This window comes from Caulobacter endophyticus, from assembly GCF_003116815.1.
Lineage (GTDB): Bacteria > Pseudomonadota > Alphaproteobacteria > Caulobacterales > Caulobacteraceae > Caulobacter > Caulobacter endophyticus.
In genome coordinates, this window is the sequence record NZ_QDKQ01000077.1 from 255,276 (window position 1) to 276,405 (window position 21,130).

The window sequence follows — 21,130 nt, forward strand, 5'->3', positions numbered from 1 at the left end:
GTCCCATCCCCTGTTATGATATCGTTATCAGTAACATGGGGCAGGGCTTTGGCAAGGGCGCTCAGGCCGGTGGAGGGGCGCTCGAGGCGCGCTGGATCAGCTGCAGCTGCGCCTGCACGTGGCCGCCGGGTTCGGCGCTGGGGCGGGCCAGATCCATGGCCAGCAGCACGGCCGAGGCCGCCATGTCGGCGATGGGCTGGCGGATGGTGGTCAGCTCGGGCCAGACCGTCGTCGCCACCGAGGTGTCGTCGAAGCCGGCGATGCTGAGGTCGGCCGGGATCGACAGGCCAAGGCCGTGGGCGACCGCGCTGATGGCGGCCGCCATGTCGTCGTTGGCCGCGAAGATAGCCGAGGGACGGCGTCGCAGACCCAGAAGGTGGCGGGCAGCGTCGAGGCCGCCGCGATAGCTGAAGCCGCCGTCGGCGACGTAGGCCTCATTCACTGTCAGGCCAGCGGCCGCCATGGTCTCGCGAAAGCCCTTCTCGCGCAGCTGGGCGGTGGAGTGGGCCGGATCGCCGCGCACGAAGGCTATGTCGACATGGCCCAGGTCCAGCAGGTGCTGGGTCATCATCCGGGCGCCTTCGAAGTCGTCGATGAACACGGCCGGAGCGCCTTCACGGGGCCTGGCCGTCGCGAAGCTGACCGCGCCGACGCCCGCCTTCTCCAGCGCCTCCAGGATCGCCGCGTCGTCGCACAGAGGCGGCGGCAGGATCACCGCGCCCACCCCGGCGTCGACCAGCTTCTGCACCGCCTGGGCGGGCGTCGGGTGGGCCTGGCTGGGCTCGATCAGCAGCTGGCAGCCGCTAAGGCTGGCCTGCCGGAACGCGCCCATCAGGTAGTTCGACAGGTTCGACGAGCTGGCGTTGGAATACAGCATGCCGATCTGCGAGACGCCGGTGCGCGTGGCCCGGGCCAGGGAGTTGGGCCGATAGCCCAGCGCCTTGATGGCCTCCTCGACCTTCTCGCGCACGGCGGGCCGCACATGAGGATAACCGTTGACCACGCGGGAGGCAGTCATCGAGGACACGCCGGCGTGCTGCGCCACGTCGTGGATGGTCGGCGCCTGTCGCCTCTGCGTGCTCAAGGAGTCCTCACCTCAATACGACTCTCTGCGGGTCGCTGCGCAGTCTAGCGAGGACTGGACGGGTAAGTCCAAGGTTGCGGGCCCAACATCCGTTTTTGCTCTGGTGCGGCCGGCGCGCGACGCTAGGATGCATTGGTATCGTGAACAATGATGGTGCGTCGTTGAAAAGTCCCCGCAAAGCCAAGACGGCCAAGCCGTCTTCCGCGCGTGGTCCGTCGCCCACGCCCAGGCCTGGACCCAAGACGATCACCATTCACGACGTCGCCCGTCACGCCGGCGTCGGCTCGATGACCGTCTCGCGGGTGATCCGCGGGGCCGGCAATGTCAGCGCGGGCATGCGCGAGAAGGTCGAGGCCTCGGTCCGCGTCCTGAACTACCAAGTCAATGTCGCCGCCCGCGCCACGCGCTCGCGCTCGTCCGCCGCCCGGGTCGGGATCCTCTACAGCAACCCCAGCGCCTCCTATCTCAGCGAGATCATGGTCGGCGGGCTGGAGCAGAGTTCGCGCCTGGCCAGCCACCTGATGCTGGAGCGATGCGAGGGGTTGGCGGGCCAGAAACAGGCGGTCAAGCGTCTGCTGGCTGCCGGCGTCGACGGGGTGATCCTGCCGCCGCCGCTGTGCGACTCCCGCCAGACCATCAACATGCTGCGCGCCGAGGGGGTGACGGTGCTGGCCCTGGCGACGGCCCGGCCGATGATCGACGTCTCCAGCGTACGCATCGACGACTTCGAGGGCGCGCTGGCCATGACCCGCCACCTGATCGCGCTGGGCCACCGCGACATCGCCTTCATCAAGGGAGACCCCCAGCACACCCCGACCGAGCTCCGCTACGAGGGCTTCCTGGCCGGAATGTCAGAAGCCGGTCTGACAGTGCGGCCCGACTGGGTGGCCCAGGGGCTGTTCACCTATCGCTCGGGCCTTGCGGCGGCGGAGAAGCTGTTCGAGGCGCGGCTGCGGCCCAGCGCCATCTTCGCCAGCAACGACGACATGGCGGCCGCCGCCTTGGCCGTGGCCCACGGCCGTCAGATCGCCGTGCCGCGCGACCTGACCATCTGCGGATTCGACGACACCGCGGTCGCCACCACCGTCTGGCCGGAGGTTACGACCATCCACCAGCCGATCGCCGAGATGGGTCGCGCGGCCGTACGGCTGATCGTCGACGAGATCCGCGCCCGCAAGACGGGTGGCGATCCCGCGCCTGTTCATCACCTGCTGCCCTTCACCCTGATGGAGCGGGACTCGTCGGGCCCCGCGCCGCCTTAAGCGGCTGGGGCGGCCAGCAGTTCGCGGGCTTCCTCCACGCTCCACAGTCGCGCCGCGCCGCGCACGCCCGAGGCGTCACCCCAGACGGCCGGCTTGATCCGCGTGCTCCAGCGGTCGGCGAAGACATGACGCGAGACGAGCTCTGGCAGGCGCTGGCAGACTTCGGGAACGTTCGACAGCCCGCCGCCGACGACGATGGCGTCGGGGTCGAGGATATTGCAGAGCACCGCCACCGATCGGCCCAGGCGATCCATTAGCCGGTCGAAGGCGGTGGTCGCGGCGGGATCTCCCGCTCTCCAGGCGGCGATGATCTGCTCGCCGCTCCAGCTTTGGCCCGTGCTCTCCTGGAAGTCGCGCCGCAGGCCGGTGCCCGACACCCACATCTCCAGGCAGCCGTTCTGGCCGCACCAGCAGCGGGGACCTTCGCGCTCCTCGACGGTAGGCCAGGGCAGGGGCATGTGGCCCCATTCGCCGGCGATGCCGTTCTCGCCCTCGATCAGCTTGCCGTCGACGACGAGGCCGCCGCCGCAGCCGGTGCCCAGGATGATAGCGAACACCACCCGTGCGCCCGCCCCAGCGCCGTCGACGGCTTCCGACAGGGCCAGGCAGTTGGCGTCGTTGGCCAGCCGTACGGGGCGGTCCAGCGCCTCGGACAGGTCCTCGCGGAAGCGCCGGCCGTTCAGATAAAGCGAGTTGGCGTTGCGCATCACGCCGGTGGCCGGCGAGATCGAGCCTGGCGCGCCGATCCCCAGGGTGCCGCGCGCGCCGAGCTTCTGTTCCAGTTGGCCAACCAGGTCGCGGACGGTGCTCAGCGCCTTGTCGTAGTCGCCCGGGTTGGGCACGCGGGCCTTGGCCAGCAGCCTGCCGCTAGGGTCCAGGGCGGCTGCCTCCACCTTGGTGCCGCCGAAATCCACACCGATCTGAATCACCAGTAGGGCTCCCAAACCCGGGTGAGGCGCACCAGCGCCTCAAGGAAGAAGTAGTCGCCCCAGATGCAGGCCTCATCGACGCCGACGCGGTTGGGCATGTGGTAGACGCCGTGAGCCAGAACGCCGGTCCCTGGCTTGCCCAGCGGCAGCAGGTAGTGGTCGCCCAGGGTCTCGACCATCGCCAGGGCGGCGGCCTCGTAGGTCTCACGATCGGGATCGGTCAACGGCAGGGCGCGGGCCAACTCCAGCAGGCCGCAGGCGGCGATGGCGGCGGCCGAACTGTCGCGTTCGTGCGGGGCGTCGGTGAAGATCAGGTCCCAGCAGCAGACCAGATCGTCCGGCAGGCGGTTCAGGAAGTAGCTGGCCAGCCGGGCGGCCAGGGCGATCAGGTCCGGATCGGCCTTGTAGCGATGCACCAGCGGGAAGCCCGAGATCCCCCAGGCCTGGCCACGCGCCCAGCAGGAGTCGTCGCTGAAGCCCTGGTGGGTGCTGCCGCGCAGCGGCGCGCCCGATTTCGGGTCCATGTAGAAGGTGTGGAAGGTCGAGGCGTCGGGCCGCACGATGTGGCGGGCGGCCGCCTCGATGTGCGTGTGGGCCGCCTCGCGGAAGCTGGGATCGCCCGTCTCCTCGCTGGCCCAGTAGAGCAGGGGCAGGTTGAGGTTGCAGTCGATGATCATCCGCCCGGCCTGCTCAGGGTCGGAAAGATCGCCCCAGGCCTGGATGATGCCGGCGGCCGGCAGGTAGCGGGTCATCAGCCGGCGGGCGGCGGCCAGGGCTGCCTCGCGGCCGCTCTCGTTGCCCGTCAGCTTCCAGGCGGAGACGCAGGAAAGCGAATAGAGGAAGCCCAGGTCGTGGTGGTCGACATTGACCTCGCGTTCGATCCGGTCGCGGAAGCTCTCGACCTGGCGCTCGGCCGCCCGGCGATAGCGAGCCTCGCCGCTGGCCTCGAAGGCCAGCCACAGCATCCCGGTCCAGAAGCCATTGGTCCACTCGGTGTTGTCCATCGGCGCATAGACCCCGCCCTCGCTGGAAGGCTTGGGGAAGGCGTCGGTGAAGAGGTCCAGACTGGCGTCTATGCGGGCCAGGACGGCCGCCAGTATGGCCTCGAGCCTGGCTTTGTCGGGGCGGGGGCGCGCCAAAATCTCGTCGGCGCGGCGCAGCGGCTCGCGGAGGGAAGCGGATAGAGACATCGTCAGTTGACCTTGGCCACGTCGCCGCCGCCCAGGTCGGCTTGCGCCAGGGCCGGATCCGGCTCGGCGTCCTTGGCGGGCGGGGCTTCACGCGGGGTGGGGGAGAGGGCGAACACCGAGGCCACCCAGAAGGCGGCGGCGAACAGGGCGATGAGCAGATAGGTGCTGGGGAAGCCGATCAGGTCGTAGCTCTTGCCGACGATCGGCGAGAGGATGGCCAGGCCCAGCGAGTGGCCGAAGCTGACGCCCACCAGATAGAGCGTCGAGGCCAGGCGGTTTTCGAAGTGGAAGGCGATGTAGCGGAAGATCGACACCACCAGGATCGGCAGTTCCAGCGAGTGCAGCATCTTCATCGCCGAGATCGGCACGGGGCCGTGCACCAGGCCTGACCCGGCGATGCGCACGATCATGATCGCCGCGGCCAGCAGGAGGCCGTTCTTGGCCCCGATCCTGTTCACGACGAACGGCGCGACGAACAGCATGCCGGCTTCCAGGAAGATCTGGGCCGAGTTCAGGTACCCGAACATGGCCGCGCCCTGCTTGGGATCGGCGAAGTGCGAGGCGTAGAAGGCCGGGAACTGCTGATCGTAGACGAGATAGAGATTGGTCACGCCCAGGATCAGCACCATGAAGCCCCAGAACTTCGGCAGCTTGAAGATGGCCATGGCGTCGGTGGCCTTCAGCGCGCTGGAACTTTCGCGCTCGTCGGCGCTGGGCTCGATCTTCGCAAACGCCAGCAGCGGCAGCAGCACAAGGCCCGCGCACGAGGCCAGGGCGAAGTTATAGAGCGGGTCAAGGTTGAACAGCCGGCCCGAGAAGAATGCGGCGGCCGCGAAGCCCAGCGAGCCCCACAGGCGGGCGCGACTGTATTCGAAGCCGTATTTGCGACCCACGCGGTCGACGAAAGATTCCAGGGCGTAGCTGCCGGCGATGAATGTGACGCCCAGATAGGCCCCGCCCGCGATCGCCCCCAGAAGCAGGTTGGTCTTCAGCAGGGGGCCATAGACGAAGGCGAAGAAGGCGCCCGACAGCACGACCAGCACGCTGATCAGCCACAGGACGGTCTTGCGCAGACCCACCTTGTCGGAAACGAAGCCGTACAAGGGCTGGGAGATCATCGCGAAGATGAAGTTGGCGGCGAAGACCACGCCGGTCTCCGCGCCGGAAAGGCCCAGGGTCCGCTTCAGCCACAGGGCCAGCAGCGAGATGCTCATGGCCTGGGCGAAGAAGTAGAAGAAGAGGAAGGCGCTCAGCAGCGCGTAGTTCTTCCTGATGGCCATGCGACAACCTCCCGCGCCGGCCGCGCTGCGTGGCGCGACTGGTCCGACCCTAGGGTCATAGACTGATCTGATAACGATACCAAGTGCTTTCGGCGTCGTTCTCGCTCACCGGGCCGGGGGCTTGCGTGAGTGAAATGATATCGATATCAATATTCGTGTTCGAGCGATCCGCAAGGCTTTTCGACGCCCCGCGTCGACTGTGGGGCCCGATGCGGAAAACAATGACGCCGCCCGCCGGGCAGAGCGTCGCCTGGGGAGGAGTGCGCGATGGGGTTCACGGCTCGAAAATCGTCCTGGCTGGGGCTGGCCAGTGCGGCCGTCCTGGCGCTGGCGGCGGGATCCGCCTGCGCGGCCGACCAGGTCGAAACGCCCGGCCTGTACGTCTATCCGCTGCCGCCGGGCGGCCTGTTCTACAGCATGCACAACGACACGTTCACGGTGCGGGTGCGCAAGCCGGGCGGTCCCTGGCGCGACCTCTACGAATACAACGCAAAAGTCGATTCCGACGGGCCCAGCGACGTCTCGGTCGTGCAATTCGACTTCACGGGCCAGGTCGAGATCGGCGTGCGCAAGAACAACGGCGACTTCAAGCGCGTCGAGGTTCGTCCCGCCAGCAAGGCGATCAGGCACCGGGTCGAGAACGGCATCGTGCTCTTCACCATCGACAAGCCGCAGAACCTGTCGGTCGAGTTCGACGGCGACCGGCTGCACAACCTGCACGTCTTTGCCGGTGCGCCGATCGCCAGGCCGGCGCCGGGGCCGGACGTGGTGTTCTATGAGCCGGGACTGCACGCGCCGGCCGGCGGCGTGTTCCCGGTGAAGTCGGGCCAGACGGTCTATGTCGCCGGCGGCGCGATCCTGCAGGGCGTATTCAAGCCCGAGAAGGTCGAGAACGTCCGCATCATCGGTCGCGGTATCGTTGACCGGCCCGCCGATCAGCTGGTCGTGCAGAATTCGAAGAACGTCACCGTCGAAGGGCTGACCTTCCTGACGCCCAAGCACGGCACTATCGCCTGCGCCTCGTCCAGCAATGTGACCTTCAAGGATATCAAGACCTTGAGCAACGGCTCTTGGTCGGACGGGGTCAACGTGTTCGCCTGCAGCGAGGTGACCGTCGAGCGGGCCTTCATCCGCACCTCCGACGACAGCGTGGCGGTCTACGCGACCCGCAAGTCCGGCGTTGGCGACACCAGGCGCGTGCGGGTGCGGGACTCGACCTTCTGGCCCGACGTGGCGCACGCGGTGTTCATCGGCCTGCACGGCGACACCAAGGCTCGCAACGTTCTGGAGGACCTGCGCTTCGAGAACATCGACATCCTGGGCCTCGACGAGGACGATCCCGAGTACCAGGGCGCGCTGGCGATCAGCGCCGGCGACGACAACACCGTCCGCGACGTGCTGTTCGACGACATCCGTGTCGAGCAGATCGAGGAGGGCAAGCTGTTCAACGTACGCACGGTGTTCAACGCCAAGTACGGCACGAGCCCGGGCCTTCTGGTCGACGGCGTGCGATTCAGGAACATCCGCTTTTCCGGCGCCGGCTGGCCCAGCCCATCGACGATCTCGGGCTTCGGTCCCGATCGGCCGGTTCGCAATATCAGTTTCGAGAACGTGACCATTGCAGGCAAGCGCTTGAAAGCGGCTGATCCGGCGGTGATCGAGATCGGCCCCAATGTCGAAGGCGTGACCTTCAAGTAGCCCGGAGGGTGTCGAGACGTGGTTCATCCGTCCAGCCTGGGCGTCTGCTGGGCGCCTTTGCAGCGCACCGGGCGCGTGGCGCTGTACCGCCAGATCGCCGAGCGGCTGCGAGCGGCCATACTCGACGGCGAGCGCCGCCTGCCGACCGAGCGCGAGCTGGCCAGCCGGTTCACCGTGGCGCGAATAACGGTCCGGGCGGCCTTGGATCTGCTGGCCGCCGACGACCTGATCTCGCGCCGGCGACGGCATGGCACCGTGGTTCGTGACGGCGCTTGCAGAAGCGTGAATCCGACCTTGCCCATGTAATCGAGTACGTCGCGCAACGATATATCGCTCGTCGAATACATCTCTATAATCGAGGTCGAGCGACCTGTTCGGATCGAATGCGATCTCATGTCGGTAGGGCGGACGTTATTTCATTCTTCGTCGATAGGTCGCAGTCACATCAGCAAAGCTGATGCGAATGCTGCGGAAGATCATCGTCGCGAATCCCGTTGACAGTCATCGAAATGCGCTGGTATCGATAACAACAAGCCGGTCGGAGAGCGTCGTCGCGACGTCTTCGAAAACGGCGCGCGGTCGGGGTGTCGGCCTCGGCGCAGAGCGACGTCGGACCAAAGTCCGAAGGGGAGGATAGGATGGCTGATCTCGGCCCTCAGCGCGGTTGCAACCGCGCGCTGCAAGTTTCTCACATGGTCCTGGCGCTGGCCGCTGGCGCAAGCGCGCTGTCGGCGACGGCCGCGCATGCCCAGTCCACAGCGGCCGCCCAAGCCGCCGACAAGCCGGTCACGGTCGAGACCACGGCCGTTGACGAGGTGATCGTCACCGGCGTGATGGTCGGCACCGCCGCCAAGAAGGCGAATGTCTCGTTCTCGGTGCTGTCCGAGGACGACATGAGCAAGTTCACCCCCATCAGCGCCGACGACATGCTGCGCGACATGCCCGGCGTGGTGGTCGAGTCCAATGACGGCGTGGCCCGCAATGAGGTGTTCACGCGCGGCATGACGATCGGCACCGGGGCCAACACCTCGGGCTATTTCTGGACTACGATCCTCGAGGACGGCCTGCCGGTCGTGCCGTTCAAGTTCAGCGGCTTCCAGGACGGCTACTTCTACCGCGCCGACATATCCACCAGCCGGGTGGAGTCGGTGCGCGGCGGCTCGTCGGCCACCGGCGTCACCACGTCGGTGGGCGCGACCTTCAACTACATCACCGGCAAGGTGAGGCCGGGGGCGATGATCCAGACCCGCGTCGGCTTCGAGGGCGAGGACCTGCATCTGTCGTGGAAGCAGGTCGACGGCGCCTATGGCTGGGTCAACGAGGCCGGCGATCTGGGTGTGGGCGTCAGCGGCTTCTACCGCCGCTCGAACGGCCAGGTGAACCCGGGCTGGGACCTGAACCGCGGCGGTCAATTCCGACTGAACCTCTACAAGGACTACGACACCTCGAACGGCTCGGGCTCGTTCAACCTCGTCTACAAGCATCTGGACGACACCAACGCCGAACTGACCACCTTCCAGCAGCCGACCTACGGCTACCAGAACCCGCAGGAAATTCCGGGCTTCGGTCGCGACGTGAACCTGTTCATGAACGGCGGCCAGCAGACGGTTCCGAACTATTTCCGGAGCGGCAGCCACAGCTTCGATCCGTCGGACGGCTACCGCTACAAGCAGGACGCCCTGTCCCTGCGCTGGAACCACGACATCGGCGAGCGCCTGACCTTCACCGGTTCGGCGCGGATCCAGAAGTCGACCTATCGCGGCCAGTCCTACAAGCCTCAGCAACTGGCCTCCCTGGCTTCGGCGGCGGCGACGCGCGAGCGCTTCGGCCTGAACATTAACAATCTCGACCGCACGCCCGGCTATTACGTGTTCAGCAACGCCGCCGGCCAGGAGGTCGCCCGCGTCGCCAACAACGTCGCCGGCTCGCAGCTGGGAACCAACTACCGCACCGGCGCAGCCTGTCCGCGGGTGACGACGGCCACATGGCAGGCCAGCAGTCTCTGCATCGTCGGCAACACTCTGCCCAACCGCGACATCGACATGCGCGGCGGCGTGGTCAACGGCGTCAATCTGCCGGCTGAAAGCGCCACGCAGGACCTCGTGCTGCTGACCCGCGCCGAGGACAACTACCGTGAATCCGTCGACTACATGGGCAACTTCACCGCCACCTATCGCGGCGAGACCTGGAGCATCAACGGGGGTCTCTACGTGTCGCGCTCCGAACAGGTGAACGACAACTGGGCCAACGGCCTGGGCGTCTCGGCCTGGGCCGACGGCCAGGTGCAGAACCTGAACGTCAAGTACGTCACCCAGGGCGGTACGAGCTATCAGCTTACCGATGGCGGCGGCTGGGGCTCATACGGCAGCGGCCTGTTCACCACCGTTTCGCAGCGCGCACGGATCATGGAGCTGTCGCCCTATGCGGGCTTCGCCTGGTCGCCGACCAAGCATTGGGACTTCAACGCCAGCATCAAGTATCAGTACTTCCACGCCCGGACTTATTCTGAGACGTGGGACACCCGCAACGCCGGCGCGGCTTCGCTGACCAACGGCGGCCTCGATGGCGATCCGCTGACCGTCTACGACAACGTCTACATGACCAGGACCGCGTCGAAGATGATCGGCGCCGACAAGGATCTCGGCCTCGTCGATTACAGCGTGGCCGTGGGCTACAATTTCAACGACAAGCACAAGATCTATTATCGCTACACCGACGCCAAGCAGCCGTCGTCAGGCGTGATCAACCGCTACTCGACCGCGGCCACCCTTGTGCGTCCGCTGGGGCCGACGGCCTACATCAAGGGCCACGAGTTCGCCTATACGTTCGGCGATCGTCGCTTCAACGGCCAGATCACCTATTTCTACCAGAACTTCGCGGTGAACGATTACCCGACGGCGATCGACAAGGACAATGTCTCGACCTACCTGCTGCCCGACAACTTCAACAAGTACTTCACGCGCGGCGTCGAGTCCTGGGCCAAGTGGCGGGTGACCAAGAACCTCGAATGGATGCCGTCGGTGACCTTCCTGAACGGCAAGACCACCGAGGCCTATATCTGGCTGAACACCGGCGCCAACGGCAACGGCGCGGACGACGACGTGCTGCGCATCGACGCCGGCCTGCTGGCGCGCTCGCCCAAGTGGACGCTCAGCAACACGGTGTCCTATCGCTACAAGGACTTCCGCTTCAATGTCCGCCACCGCTGGATGGACGAGCGCAAGCTGAACACCAACTCGCTCGACCATCGCTTCCTGCCGGCCCAGGACAACCTGGACGTCTCGATGCAGTACACGGGCCTGAAGAAGACGCTGGTCACGCTCGACGTGCGCAACGTGCTCGATAAGGCCTACATCTCGGCCTACGACCCGATGATCAGCAGCAATCTGCCGTCCGGCGTACAGGTCTATGACGTTGTCGAGCAGCTTCCGGAGTCCGGCTTCCTGGTCAAGCGCAACGCGCCGCGATCGGTGTGGCTGACCGTCCGCAAGGAGTTCTAGGCCCAGCGCCAGATCTCAGAACGGCTGGCGGGACGAGGGGCTTTCCTTGCTCGCCAGCCTGATCCCAACATCATCGGTGAGGGGCGCATGACCCGGTATCGGCTGATCCTCGGTGCAGGCGCGCTGCTCGGCTTCATGGCGAGCCAGGCCCAGGCGGCCACGCCGTTGATCGACAAGATCGTTTTCGGCGACGCCGCCTCGGAGACCGCGCACAAGGTGGAGGCCGCGGCGTCGGAGCGTGTCACCGGGGGGCTCGGCGTCGTCGCCCGGCGATTGCCGCCAAGCGAGCCTGGCGCGCGCTTCAGCGGAGACCTGAAGTTCACGCTGGCCGTCGATCCGGCGATCCAGAACTACGCCTCGATCCGCCTGTGGGGCGGCGACGTCAATGACGGCAAGCTGACCCTGTTCTGCGATGGCAGGCAGGTGGGCTATCGCCATCTCGGCGACGTCGAGATCCTCGACATCGGAACCCAGGCGCCGCCCTTCGCCGGGCGCTTCACCTATCGCACCTTTCCGCTGCCGATCACCCTGACCAGGGGGCGCAAGGCGCTGGACTGCGCCATCCGCGCCAGCGGGCCCTACGCGGTCTACACCCAACAGTTCGAGCGCTTCCAGAAGCCGATGACCCAGGCCTCGCGGCCGCTCTATGCGCTCTATGTCCACGGCGACCCGTTCCTGGACAGCGGCGATCCGGCCGGCCATGCGCCGCCGCCAGCGGCCGGGCCGTCGGCAGGACCCGAGGTGCTTGACGAGCTGAAGGACCGCGTGAACCGTGAGATCGAGCGCAAGCTGGCCCAGCCCGGGCCGCTGGAGGTGCTGGAAGCCCAGTTCGTCGCCCGAGCCTACGGCCTGGCCTGGACCAAGGCCTACAAGAACCCCGAGGTGCTGAGGAAGCTCGTCCAGAGCGGCGACGCCTACTACGTCCGTTTCCTGGCCGACCCCAAGAGCGCCTATGTCGACGCCAGCCGCACTAATCCCGACTGGGAGGTGCTGGGACCCTATGGCAAGGCGCTCCGCCTGCTGGGCGCGGACCTCGCACCCTATCTCGACGCACCGGCCGAGGGCGGGCAGGGGACCAGCCGTCGCGAGGCCTATGCGCGAATGCTGGACTTCGGCCTTCGCTACGCCCTGACCCATCGCCGGCTCTACACCAACCAGTCGATGATCGTGGACCTGCAGGGCATCTACTGGAGCAATGAGGGCCTGCGCGCCTTGGCAAGTCCGCTTGCGCGGCCAGAGGCCGATATGCGCCGGTTCCTCTACGAGTCGATGGGTCTTTCGCCCTGGACCGGCAGCCTCGACAAGGCGGGTAAGCCGACCTTCTCCAGCTCGGCCGCCGATACGGGCAGCTTCCGCTCGGCGAACGACTACGGGCTTTTCACCAAGGCCGGGCTCTCGAGGGAGCTGGGCTATGTGGGCAGCTACGGCGAGATCCTCGACTGGGCGACCGGCATCTACCTGGCCACGGCGGCCAAGCCCAGCCAGGCCGGCGATCCGGTCCTCCGCGATCAGCTGTTGAAGATGGCTCGAGCGCGCATGCCGTTCCGTTATCCCGGCATCGACGCCGAGGGGGCGCGAACCATGCTGCTGGAGGCGCCGATCGGCTGGCGCGATCCAGTCTATCCGGGCGCGACCACCTATGTGCAGAAATCCGGCTGGGACAACACGCCGTTCCAGGTCGCCGTCGCCACCCGCGATCCGCAGCTGATGGCCGTCGCCCGCCAGGCCCTTGACGACGGCCAGTACTACGCCGTGCTGCGCGATCGCCTGAAGGACAAGAACCAGCGCACGACCATCGGCCTGCTCGACGCCTACGACGAATGGCTGGCCGTAAAGGCCTGGCCGAAATCGGACGGGAAGCTGCCGATGACGCCGGGCCAGCCCGACTTCGTGTTCGCCGATCCCGAGGACGGGGTGGTGGCGATCAAGAACGGCGACGAGGTGCTCTACGCTTCGCTCTATTGGCGGGCCAATTGCGGGGTGAACCGCCTGGCGCGCTTCCACTACCAGACGCCGGGCATCGACCGCATCGCCACCATCGCCGCGCGGGTGGACTTCGAGCCCAGCGGCAAGACCTGCGTGCGCCGCGCGACGCCTCACATCTCGGCCGGATCGATCCCGATCGTCGCCTATCCGGGCGAGGCGCCGGCCGCGCTGGAAGGCGAGGTGCTGCCCGTGGCAAAGAGCCCGCCCGAGGCCCGCTACAAGGATCAGGACAACCCTTATGCGGGTCGCGGCTACTACTACGAGGCGACCTACGGCCCATATTTCATCGCCATGAACGCCAGCGCCGACAAGGCGATGACGGTCGCTCTGCCAAAGGCTGGGAAGGGCAGGATGGACCTCGTCTCCAAGCGCGAGATCGCTGCGGGAGAGCGCTCCCTGACCCTCGCGCCGGGGCAGACGGCGGTGGTCTATTCTCCAGGGCGCTAGCGCGGGGAGGCGGTGATGAGCAACGACTACGACCTGCGCATCGTCGCGCCGTTCAGCCCCACGATCATCAAGGCGTCCCTGCCGCCGGATCTGGTCGAGCGCCTGAACCAGCGCATCGACGAGATCGTGGTGCGCAAGGACGAGGTCGCCGCTCGGGACTGGTCAGCCCATCTGGCCGGCGCGGTCAGCACCGAGTTGCGCTTCACCGACGTGATCCGGGAGACGGCGCAACTGACCGACTTTCTCTACGACGTGGCCCGCACCTTCACCTACCGGTGCGAGAACGCCCTGATGCACTACAGTGACTACGAGCGCACCGAGGAGCTTGAGGCCAGGAAGCTGCGCATCGAGATCAAGGAAGGCTGGATCAACGACATGGTCGCCGGCGACTACAACCCGGCCCATTTCCACCAGGGCTGCCTCTATTCCAGCGTTGGGTTCCTGCGCGTGCCGCCTGCCTACGAGGAAGAATTCGCCGCCGACAAGGCCCGCCAGAACACCGCTGGCTGCCTGCAGTTCATCGACAGCCGTAGCGCCGTGGGCGTGAAGAACCTGTTCACGGTCAAGCCCGTGGTCGGCGACTTCTACCTGTGGCCCTCGTGGATGCTGCACTGCGTCTACCCGTTCAGGAGCCCGGGCGTGCGCCGGTCGATGGCCGTCAATCTGGCCCTGGCGTGAGCCTGACGGACGCCGCATCCGCTTGCACCTAGACCTGATATCGATATCATAACTTGAAGCCGCAAGAGCGTACGGGGAGAAACGCGTGAAGAGTCGAGTGAAGCGGACGGTGTCTGGCCTTGCCCTCGCGGCCTGTCTCCTGGCTGGCGGGGCGCAGGCCCAGACCCTGAAGTCGGGCCATCCGTACCTGACCTTCAGCGACGCCCACGTCTCGCAGTTCAAGGCCCGCGTGGCCGAAGATCCAGACGCCAAGGCCGCCTGGACCAAGGCCCGCGCAGACGCCGACGCGGCCCTGACCCGCAAGCCGGCCAACGACCGCGAGCTGAACGCGGCCCTGATGGGCCTGTCGCTGACCTACCGCATGACCGGCGAGCGCAAGTACGCCGACCGCGCCAAGGCCCTGCTAGACATCTATGCCGGTCGCGCCAACTGGGTGACCGACAAGCCGCTCTTGGCCCGCAGCCCGGTCTGGAACTCCGACCTTGGCATGGGGACCAGCGCCTACACCTTCGGTCTCACGTTTGACGCCATCCACGACGCCCTGGCCCCCGCCGAGCGCGATCGCCTGGCCAAGGCCCTGGTCAAGGGCGCGATCCGCCCGACCCTGAACGACTGGATCGACGGCAAGGAGCGCATCCACAGCCTCGACACCATGGGTCACAACTGGTTCAGCCACATCGTCTTCGGGGCCGGGGTGGCGGCGATCGCCATCAAGACCGAGGAGCCCCAGGCCGACGCCTGGATCCGCCGCATCGACGAGGCGGCGGAAGAGTGGGCCAACTACGACGGCAGCGCCATAGAGACCAAGCCGGCGCACTTCGCGTCCAACGGGGCCTTCGTCGAGAGCATCAACTACGCCGACTTCGCCGCCGAGGGCTATTTGCGCTTCAAGCGCGCGTGGCTTGACGCCTTCAAGGAAAAGCCCGCGGAAACGCCGCGCCTGGCCGGCCTGGGCGACTACTTCATCCAGAACCTCTACCCGACCACGGGCGGCTTCATGTCGACCAACTTCGGCGACGGCAATCCGACCTCCAGCGGGGCCAGCGCCATCGCCAACCTGTGGGCCAGCGGCGACCGGCAGTCGCGCTATCTCTGGTACCTGAACACGGTGCGCCCCGACCCCAAGCAGGACGTCTTCGCCGAGCCCGAGAACATGGTGCAGTGGCCCTCGGCCAAGGCCTGGGCCTTGGTGGGCAAGGGACCGGGCTTGCCGACGAGCTGGATCGACAGGGATCTCGGCGCGGCGACGATGCGCTCGTCCTGGGCGCCGGACGCCACCTTCCTGGCGCTGCGCTCGGGCTTCACCTGGAACCACAACCACGCCGACGCCGGCAGCTTCATCCTCTGGCACAAGGGCGAGCAGCTGCTGATCGACTCCGGCAACAGCAGCTACGCCCGGCCCGAATACGACGGCTACTACCGCCAGAGCGTGGCCCATAACGTCGTCACCCTGGACGGCCAGGCCGAGCCGGAGAGCAACACCTACAACGGCTCGCACTTCGTGGGGCGGGTGGATCATCTGGTCGACGCCGGCGACCTGCGCTTCGTCTGGGCCGACGCCACCGGTCCCAACGCCCGGACCTTCGAGCGCAAGTACCGCAGCTTCATGTGGATCGGCGACGTGATCCTGGTCATCGACGACCTCAAGGGCTGGGAGCCTGGCAGGTTCGAATGGCTGATGCACTATGAGGGCGAGGCCAAGCGCCAGGGGCAGGTTATCACCGTCAGGAACGGGGAGGCCGAGGTCGCCGTGCGTCCGCTGTTCCCTGAAACCCTGCCGGATGCGGGGCTGTTCACCGACTATCCCGAACTGATGCGCATGGCCGAGGGCAAGGGCCTGAAAGACCACGCCCCCGACGAGGTCCAGCCCTATCTGCGCCTGCAGGCGCCAGGCGTGACCGACCGCACCAAGTTCGTGGTCGCCCTGACGCCGAACGGGCCCAATCCCGCGCCGAAGATCGAGAAGGTCGAGACCAAGGACTGGTTGATGGTGCGCGTCACCCAGAGGGGAGAGGTCACCGAGGTCTATTTCAACCTGCTGGCCGACGGCCGTATCCGCCATCGCAACGCCAACGCCGATCTCGGCGGCTGGCAAACCGACGCCTACATCCTAGCGCTGACCTATCCGGTAGCCGGCAGCGCGGCCAAGCCCAAGCGGTGGTTCGTGGCCGATGGCAGCTATCTGCGCCGCGAGGACCGGGTGGAGCTCGACAGCCTGTCCAAGGCCTTCGTGGTCAAGGACCGGACGCAGCAGGGCGTCGAGGCCAGCATCCAGGGGCAGCCGACCTATGCCGTTCGCCTGGCCTGCGACGGGGCGCGCTCGATCAAGGTCGACGGCGCGGCCAAGACCTGCCAGGGCGACATTGCGTCGGCCCGGCGGTCGTTGCCGCCTCGCTGAAACGCATCGTCGCATTTGTCTGACAAAAGCTCTTGTCAGGCATTTATGATATCGATAACAATATTATGTGGTCGGAGAAGATCGCCGTCCAGGCGACGCCCCGGCCCGGGAGTGAAACAGAGAGGGCGCGCCAAGCGCCCTAGCCAACAGGGAAGCCCGCGTCGCGCGGGAACTGACGGGCCGCGCCGGCTTATCGGGCGCGGGCCCCGCAGGAGGGGAAGCCATGAAGTCCGCTTATCAATCGCGTCTGTTCCTGACCGCATCGACGCTGGCCGTCGCGCTAGGTGTATCCGGCGCGGCCGGCGCTCAGACCGCGCCGCCCCCGGCGACCGAGGAGGCCGTCGAGGAGGTGGTCGTCACGGGCATCCGCCAGAGCCTGCAGTCGGCCGTGCAGGTCAAGAAGAACACCATGGAGGTCGTCGACTCCATCCGCGCCGAGGATATCGGCAAGCTGCCCGACCCCAATGTCGCCGAGACCCTGACTCGCATCCCGGGCGTGCAGGGCTACCGCTACGGCGGGGAGGGCGCCTCGCCGGTCGGCGCCGGTTCGGGCCTGACGATCCGCGGCCTGTCGGGCCAGACCGCCTCGCAGGTCGACGGCCGCTCGTACTTCACCGCCGGCGGCAGCGAATTCAACATCGAGGCGGCCATTCCCGGCATGATCGCGGGCCTGGACGTCTACAAGAACCCCTCGGCCGAGCACATCGAGGGCGGCATCGGCGGTCTGGTGGACATCAAGACCCGCCGTCCGCTGGACCTGCCGAGTATGTCGGGCAGCGTCGCGATTTCCGGCCGCTACAACGACATGGTCAAGCAGATGCAGCCCGAATACTTCGGCCTCGTCTCGCACAAGTGGGACGTGGGCGAGGGCGAGATGGGCCTGCTGCTCGGCGCCAACTACCAGAAGAGCTGGAACCGCTCGGACAATGCGCCGGGCCCCGGCGGAACCAACCTGCGCCGCGTGGTGCGCGCCGACAGCGCCGAGTACATCGGCAACGGCGCCTACAATCAAGCCTATGCCGGCCGCAGCGACGTCGCCTTCCTGGCCGACGTGGCCAATCCGCTGGCCCTCAGCGCCTCCGACCGCGCCAGCCTGGTCAACATGGCCGGCGTGCAGATCAACGTGAACGAAGAGGACATCCAGCGCACCCGCAAGGGCTTCGCCGGCGTGTTCCAGTGGAAGGTCCGCCCAGGCCTCGAGTTCTATGTCGACGGCAACTACAATTCGTACCTGTACCACCAGGGCTATCGCTTCCTGAACGGTGTCGACAGCCGCTACGTCCAAGGCCTTGTCACCACGCCGTTCAGTACCACCGAAGGTCTGGCCAGCCGCAACGCCAATGGCGGCGAGGATGCGGTGCTGGCTGGTCAGCGTTTTGATCGGGGTACGTTCCTGGGCTCCGGCTTCTCATCGATCGGCGGCGACGAGCACCGCATCTACAAGACCTGGATCCTGGCCGGCGGCGCCAAGTGGTCGCCGACCGACGACCTCGATCTCAAGGCCGATCTTTCCTACGTCAAGGCCGACCAGCACCAGGACAACCGCTCGGTGACCATGACCCCGCGTGCGGGCCTGGCCTGGGACGTGACCCGCAGGGTCGGAACGCCCCAGAGCCTGTCGATCAGCGGTCCGGACCTATCGAACCCCGCCAATTGGGTGTTGCTGAACTACGCCAACGGCACGAACAACGTCTATGACGACGCGGGTCTCGCCGCCCAGTTCGACGGCAAGCTGCGCATAAGCGACAGCTTCATCAAGGCCGTGAAGTTCGGTGCGCGCTACTACCGGAAGAAGTCGAAGTTCTACAACTATTCCTTCAGCGGCAAGAACCTGACGACGGACGGCCTGGCGCTTGCGGCCAACCAGTCGAACGGGATCCTGGCCTCGACCGTGCAGGACCTCGTCGCCGGCTCGCACACCAACTGGTTCGACGGCGAAGCGGGCTATTCGGGCGGCTTCCTGACCTTCTCCCCCGACGCCCTGCTGGGCGACAACGTCCGCAACCGTTTCGCCCAGGCCGGCATTGCGGCCGAGGACTCGCTGCCCGAGGTTCTGCTGTCGCGCCGCAAGGCGGTGGAAGAGACCCTGGCCGGCTACGGCGTCGTCGACTTCGCCTTCCTGAACGATCGCATCCGCGGCAACGCCGGCGTGCGGGTAGTGCGCACCGATCTCGACGCCGAGGCGCGGGTTTCCGACACAAGCGGTGGTGCGGCGGTGATCGTGCCCAAGAACCAGAGCAACAGCTATACCGACGTCCTGCCCACGCTGAACGTCACCGGATACATCCAGGACGACCTCCTGCTGCGCTTCGGCTTCGGCAAGGGCATGACCCGCCCCAGCGTCGGCGACATCAACCCGACGGTGGCGGTCAACCTGACCAGCGGTACCGGCAGCCAGGGCAACGCCAACCTCAAGCCGCTGCGGGCCTACAGCTATGACCTGTCGCTGGAGAAGTATTTCGGCCCGACCAGCTACGTTTCGGCCGCGGCCTTCTACAAGAAGGTCGACGGCTTCCCGATCGGGGTCGAGAGCTGCCAGACCGTGGCGACCTCGCAGCCCTATACTGGCGTGACGCCCAACAACTGCCCGACCGGCCAGTTCCGCATCACCCAGACCCAGAACGCCGACCCCGGCTTCGCCAAGGGGATCGAACTCGCCGCCCAGACCTTCTTCGACTACGACGTCCTGCCGGAGTTCCTGCACGATTTCGGCGTCCAGGGGTCCTACACCTGGGTCGAGACCGAGCTGCCGATCCTGATCAACGGTCAGGTGGTCAAGGTGCGCCAGCCGTTTCAGTCCGACCAGAACTGGAGCCTTGCGGGCCTCTACGAGAACAAGAAGGTCTCGGCGCGCCTCGTCTATACCTATCGCTCGGACTACGTGCTGTTCGGGATCTCGCCCAATCCGATCGATGGCCGCTACCTGAAGGGCTACGGCCTGCTCGACGCCTCGGTGAACCTCAACCTGCGCGACGACCTGACCCTGTCGCTGACAGCTTCGAACCTGACCAACAAGGCGCCGATCCGCTACGTCGGCGAGCCGGACAACGGCTACGACACCGACATCCTGCGCCAGTACTTCATGAACGGCCGCGTCTACGGGATCAGCCTTCGCTACAAGTTCGGCGGGTGACCGCCGTCGCATAGTCCCGCCTTGGGGCGCCGTCTTCGACGGCGCCCTTCTCTTTGCGATCAGCGGAAGGATAGTCCCACGACCTCGCCGCTGACGGCGATGTCGCCGTCCTTGGCCGACTTCACCGGCTTGCCGTCGATGGTCAGGTTTTCGATCATCACGTTCTTGACCGCCGTGGTCGGCGACAGGCCACGGATGATCGAGCGGCTGGGCATGCCTTCGCCCGTATAAGCGACGTTGCGGATCGTCAGGCCGTCGATCCCGCGTCCGGGAGCCTTGTTGTAGCGCGGGTTGTTGCCGGCCACGATGTTGATCAGCTTGCCTTCCTCGATGCGGTCGACCCGCACGTTGCTGAAGGTGATGTTGCGGATCAGCGTGCTGTCGCCGGAATAGGCGGCGATCACGCCTTCCCAGTCGGGATCGTCCTCGTCCAGGTTGGCGACGTCGATGTTGTCGAAGGTCACGTCGTGGATGGTGCGCGGATCGGCGTTGTCGCCGAAGTGGCCAATATAGAGGGCATGGGCCACGTCGACCCACAGGCGCATGTTCGAGACCTGGATGTCAAAGGTGTCGCCGGGCGGATTGGGATCGGGAATGCCGGTCTGGGCGGCCTTCTGGCGGCAGATCGGGCAGTCGGCCACGGCGTAGACCACCACGGCGTCGTCCGAGACCCGCAGGTAGCCGTCGCGCACCGTCACGTGGCGCGACGTCGAGATATTGATCCCGTCCGACCACTTGCCCGAGGTGAAGCCGGTTAATTCGCTGACCGTGACATTCTCTGAATTGCGGATGTTCATCACCCGCGCGGCGTCCCTGCGGTCGCTGTTGACGATGATCAGGTCCGAGACCTCGACGTGCCGTGCCTTCTCCAAGTCGATTGCCCGGCCGGGATCCCACAGCAGGCCGCGCCCGGAGATGTTCACGTCGCTGACGCCGGAAAGGTCGAAGGCGCCCTTCAGCACCGCCCCGCCGTCCATATAGACGCGCTGGCCCGACTTGACCGGGAAGTGGTCGAGGCCCGTCGGAGGCGTGTGCAGGCCGGGGCCGAAATAGACCACGTCGGCGCCGGCCGGACGGGGAGGGGGAGGCTTGCCGGCCACGATGTGCAGGTTGCGCAGGCGATCGTCGTCGAACTGCAGCGAGAACCGCTCGGGCTTGTCCAGCGTCATGCGCAGGACCGAACCGTCGCGCTGGGGTTTCACTACGCTCGACAGGGGCGCGACCGAGGCCTCGGCGAAGCGGCCGTTGTTCTTCATCACCTCGATCTCGACCGTCCCTTCGAAGTCGAAATAGACGAGCGACGCGTTCTGCTTGGTGTCGGTGTCGACCTGCACCCGGTATTCATAGAGATCGCGCCACTCGCCGCCGGGCGTGCGCACCCGCACGGTGAAGTCGTCGTTGTGCGCCGTGTACATCAGCTGCGGCGGCGTCGGATAAGTCAGCAGCTTATCGGCCAGGGCCGCGTTCGCGGCGGTTCCCGCCAGCAAGGCCGTGATCAGCGCGGTGGTGGCGCGCCGGGCCGGGTTCTTCTGTCGGCTCATGGTT

The 21,130-nt window shown here is 66.5% G+C and carries 13 protein-coding genes; 8 read left to right on the forward strand and 5 right to left on the reverse strand.

The window, feature by feature from the left end; genetic code table 11:
* Positions 1-61: 61 nt before the first annotated feature.
* Positions 62-1,084, reverse strand: coding sequence for a LacI family DNA-binding transcriptional regulator (locus DDF67_RS24615; protein WP_233247761.1), 1,023 nt, complete (start codon positions 1,082-1,084; stop codon positions 62-64).
* Between the two features lie 161 nt (positions 1,085-1,245).
* Between DDF67_RS24615 and DDF67_RS24620 the strand changes: the two genes are divergently transcribed.
* Positions 1,246-2,346 carry a LacI family DNA-binding transcriptional regulator gene (locus DDF67_RS24620; protein WP_233247762.1) on the forward strand — a complete coding sequence of 367 codons (1,101 nt, stop codon included), beginning with the start codon at positions 1,246-1,248 and terminating at the stop codon, positions 2,344-2,346.
* On the opposite strand, the gene DDF67_RS24625 is transcribed toward DDF67_RS24620, so the two are convergent.
* From DDF67_RS24625 to DDF67_RS24635, 3 genes are read right to left on the reverse strand one after another with little or no spacing between them, the layout of a single operon-like run.
* Positions 2,343-3,275: an ROK family protein gene (locus tag DDF67_RS24625; RefSeq protein WP_109455365.1), complete on the reverse strand. Its 933-nt coding sequence runs from the start codon at positions 3,273-3,275 to the stop codon at positions 2,343-2,345. The two genes, DDF67_RS24620 and DDF67_RS24625, sit on opposite strands and share 4 nt — an antisense overlap.
* Positions 3,272-4,414, reverse strand: a complete 1,143-nt coding sequence (locus DDF67_RS24630) for a glycoside hydrolase family 88 protein (RefSeq protein WP_233247763.1) — start codon at positions 4,412-4,414, stop codon at positions 3,272-3,274. Before DDF67_RS24630 ends, DDF67_RS24625 begins: the two co-directional genes overlap by 4 nt.
* 53 nt (positions 4,415-4,467) lie before the next feature.
* Positions 4,468-5,745 (reverse strand): oligosaccharide MFS transporter, encoded by a 1,278-nt coding sequence (locus tag DDF67_RS24635; protein ID WP_109455367.1) that lies wholly within the window; start codon positions 5,743-5,745, stop codon positions 4,468-4,470.
* 267 nt (positions 5,746-6,012) lie between these two features.
* Here DDF67_RS24635 and DDF67_RS24640 point away from each other — a divergent pair, with 267 nt between their 5' ends.
* From DDF67_RS24640 to DDF67_RS24670, 7 genes are all read left to right on the forward strand, one after another.
* Positions 6,013-7,443, forward strand: coding sequence for a glycosyl hydrolase family 28 protein (locus DDF67_RS24640; RefSeq protein ID WP_109455368.1), 1,431 nt, complete (start codon positions 6,013-6,015; stop codon positions 7,441-7,443).
* 18 nt (positions 7,444-7,461) lie between these two features.
* Complete coding sequence (locus DDF67_RS24645; protein WP_199229334.1) at positions 7,462-7,749, forward strand: GntR family transcriptional regulator; 288 nt, start codon at positions 7,462-7,464, stop codon at positions 7,747-7,749.
* A gap of 332 nt (positions 7,750-8,081) precedes the next feature.
* Positions 8,082-10,943: a TonB-dependent receptor plug domain-containing protein gene (locus DDF67_RS24650; RefSeq protein ID WP_109455369.1), complete on the forward strand. Its 2,862-nt coding sequence runs from the start codon at positions 8,082-8,084 to the stop codon at positions 10,941-10,943.
* Between the two features lie 87 nt (positions 10,944-11,030).
* Positions 11,031-13,376 carry a hypothetical protein gene (locus DDF67_RS24655; RefSeq protein ID WP_109455370.1) on the forward strand — a complete coding sequence of 782 codons (2,346 nt, stop codon included), beginning with the start codon at positions 11,031-11,033 and terminating at the stop codon, positions 13,374-13,376.
* A 15-nt stretch (positions 13,377-13,391) separates the two neighbouring features.
* The gene (locus DDF67_RS24660) at positions 13,392-14,054 is read left to right on the forward strand and encodes a putative 2OG-Fe(II) oxygenase (RefSeq protein WP_109455371.1); all 663 of its coding nucleotides are present in this window, start codon (positions 13,392-13,394) and stop codon (positions 14,052-14,054) included.
* Between the two features lie 85 nt (positions 14,055-14,139).
* Positions 14,140-16,452, forward strand: a complete 2,313-nt coding sequence (locus tag DDF67_RS24665) for a heparinase II/III domain-containing protein (protein WP_146198093.1) — start codon at positions 14,140-14,142, stop codon at positions 16,450-16,452.
* 223 nt (positions 16,453-16,675) lie between these two features.
* Positions 16,676-19,585, forward strand: coding sequence for a TonB-dependent receptor (locus tag DDF67_RS24670; RefSeq protein WP_109455373.1), 2,910 nt, complete (start codon positions 16,676-16,678; stop codon positions 19,583-19,585).
* 59 nt (positions 19,586-19,644) lie between these two features.
* On the opposite strand, the gene DDF67_RS24675 is transcribed toward DDF67_RS24670, so the two are convergent.
* Positions 19,645-21,126 (reverse strand): glycosyl hydrolase family 28 protein, encoded by a 1,482-nt coding sequence (locus DDF67_RS24675; RefSeq protein ID WP_109455374.1) that lies wholly within the window; start codon positions 21,124-21,126, stop codon positions 19,645-19,647.
* Between the last annotated feature and the right edge of the window lie 4 nt (positions 21,127-21,130).

Excerpts from the sequence above, each read along its gene's own strand:
- DDF67_RS24635 (WP_109455367.1), bottom strand. The coding sequence starts at position 5,745 with ATGGCCATCAGGAAGAACTACGCGCTGCTGAGCGCCTTCCTCTTCTTC.
- DDF67_RS24640 (WP_109455368.1), top strand. The coding sequence starts at position 6,013 with ATGGGGTTCACGGCTCGAAAATCGTCCTGGCTGGGGCTGGCCAGTGCG.
- DDF67_RS24650 (WP_109455369.1), top strand. The coding sequence starts at position 8,082 with ATGGCTGATCTCGGCCCTCAGCGCGGTTGCAACCGCGCGCTGCAAGTT.
- DDF67_RS24655 (WP_109455370.1), top strand. The coding sequence starts at position 11,031 with ATGACCCGGTATCGGCTGATCCTCGGTGCAGGCGCGCTGCTCGGCTTC.
- DDF67_RS24660 (WP_109455371.1), top strand. The coding sequence starts at position 13,392 with ATGAGCAACGACTACGACCTGCGCATCGTCGCGCCGTTCAGCCCCACG.
- DDF67_RS24670 (WP_109455373.1), top strand. The coding sequence starts at position 16,676 with ATGAAGTCCGCTTATCAATCGCGTCTGTTCCTGACCGCATCGACGCTG.
- DDF67_RS24675 (WP_109455374.1), bottom strand. The coding sequence starts at position 21,126 with ATGAGCCGACAGAAGAACCCGGCCCGGCGCGCCACCACCGCGCTGATC.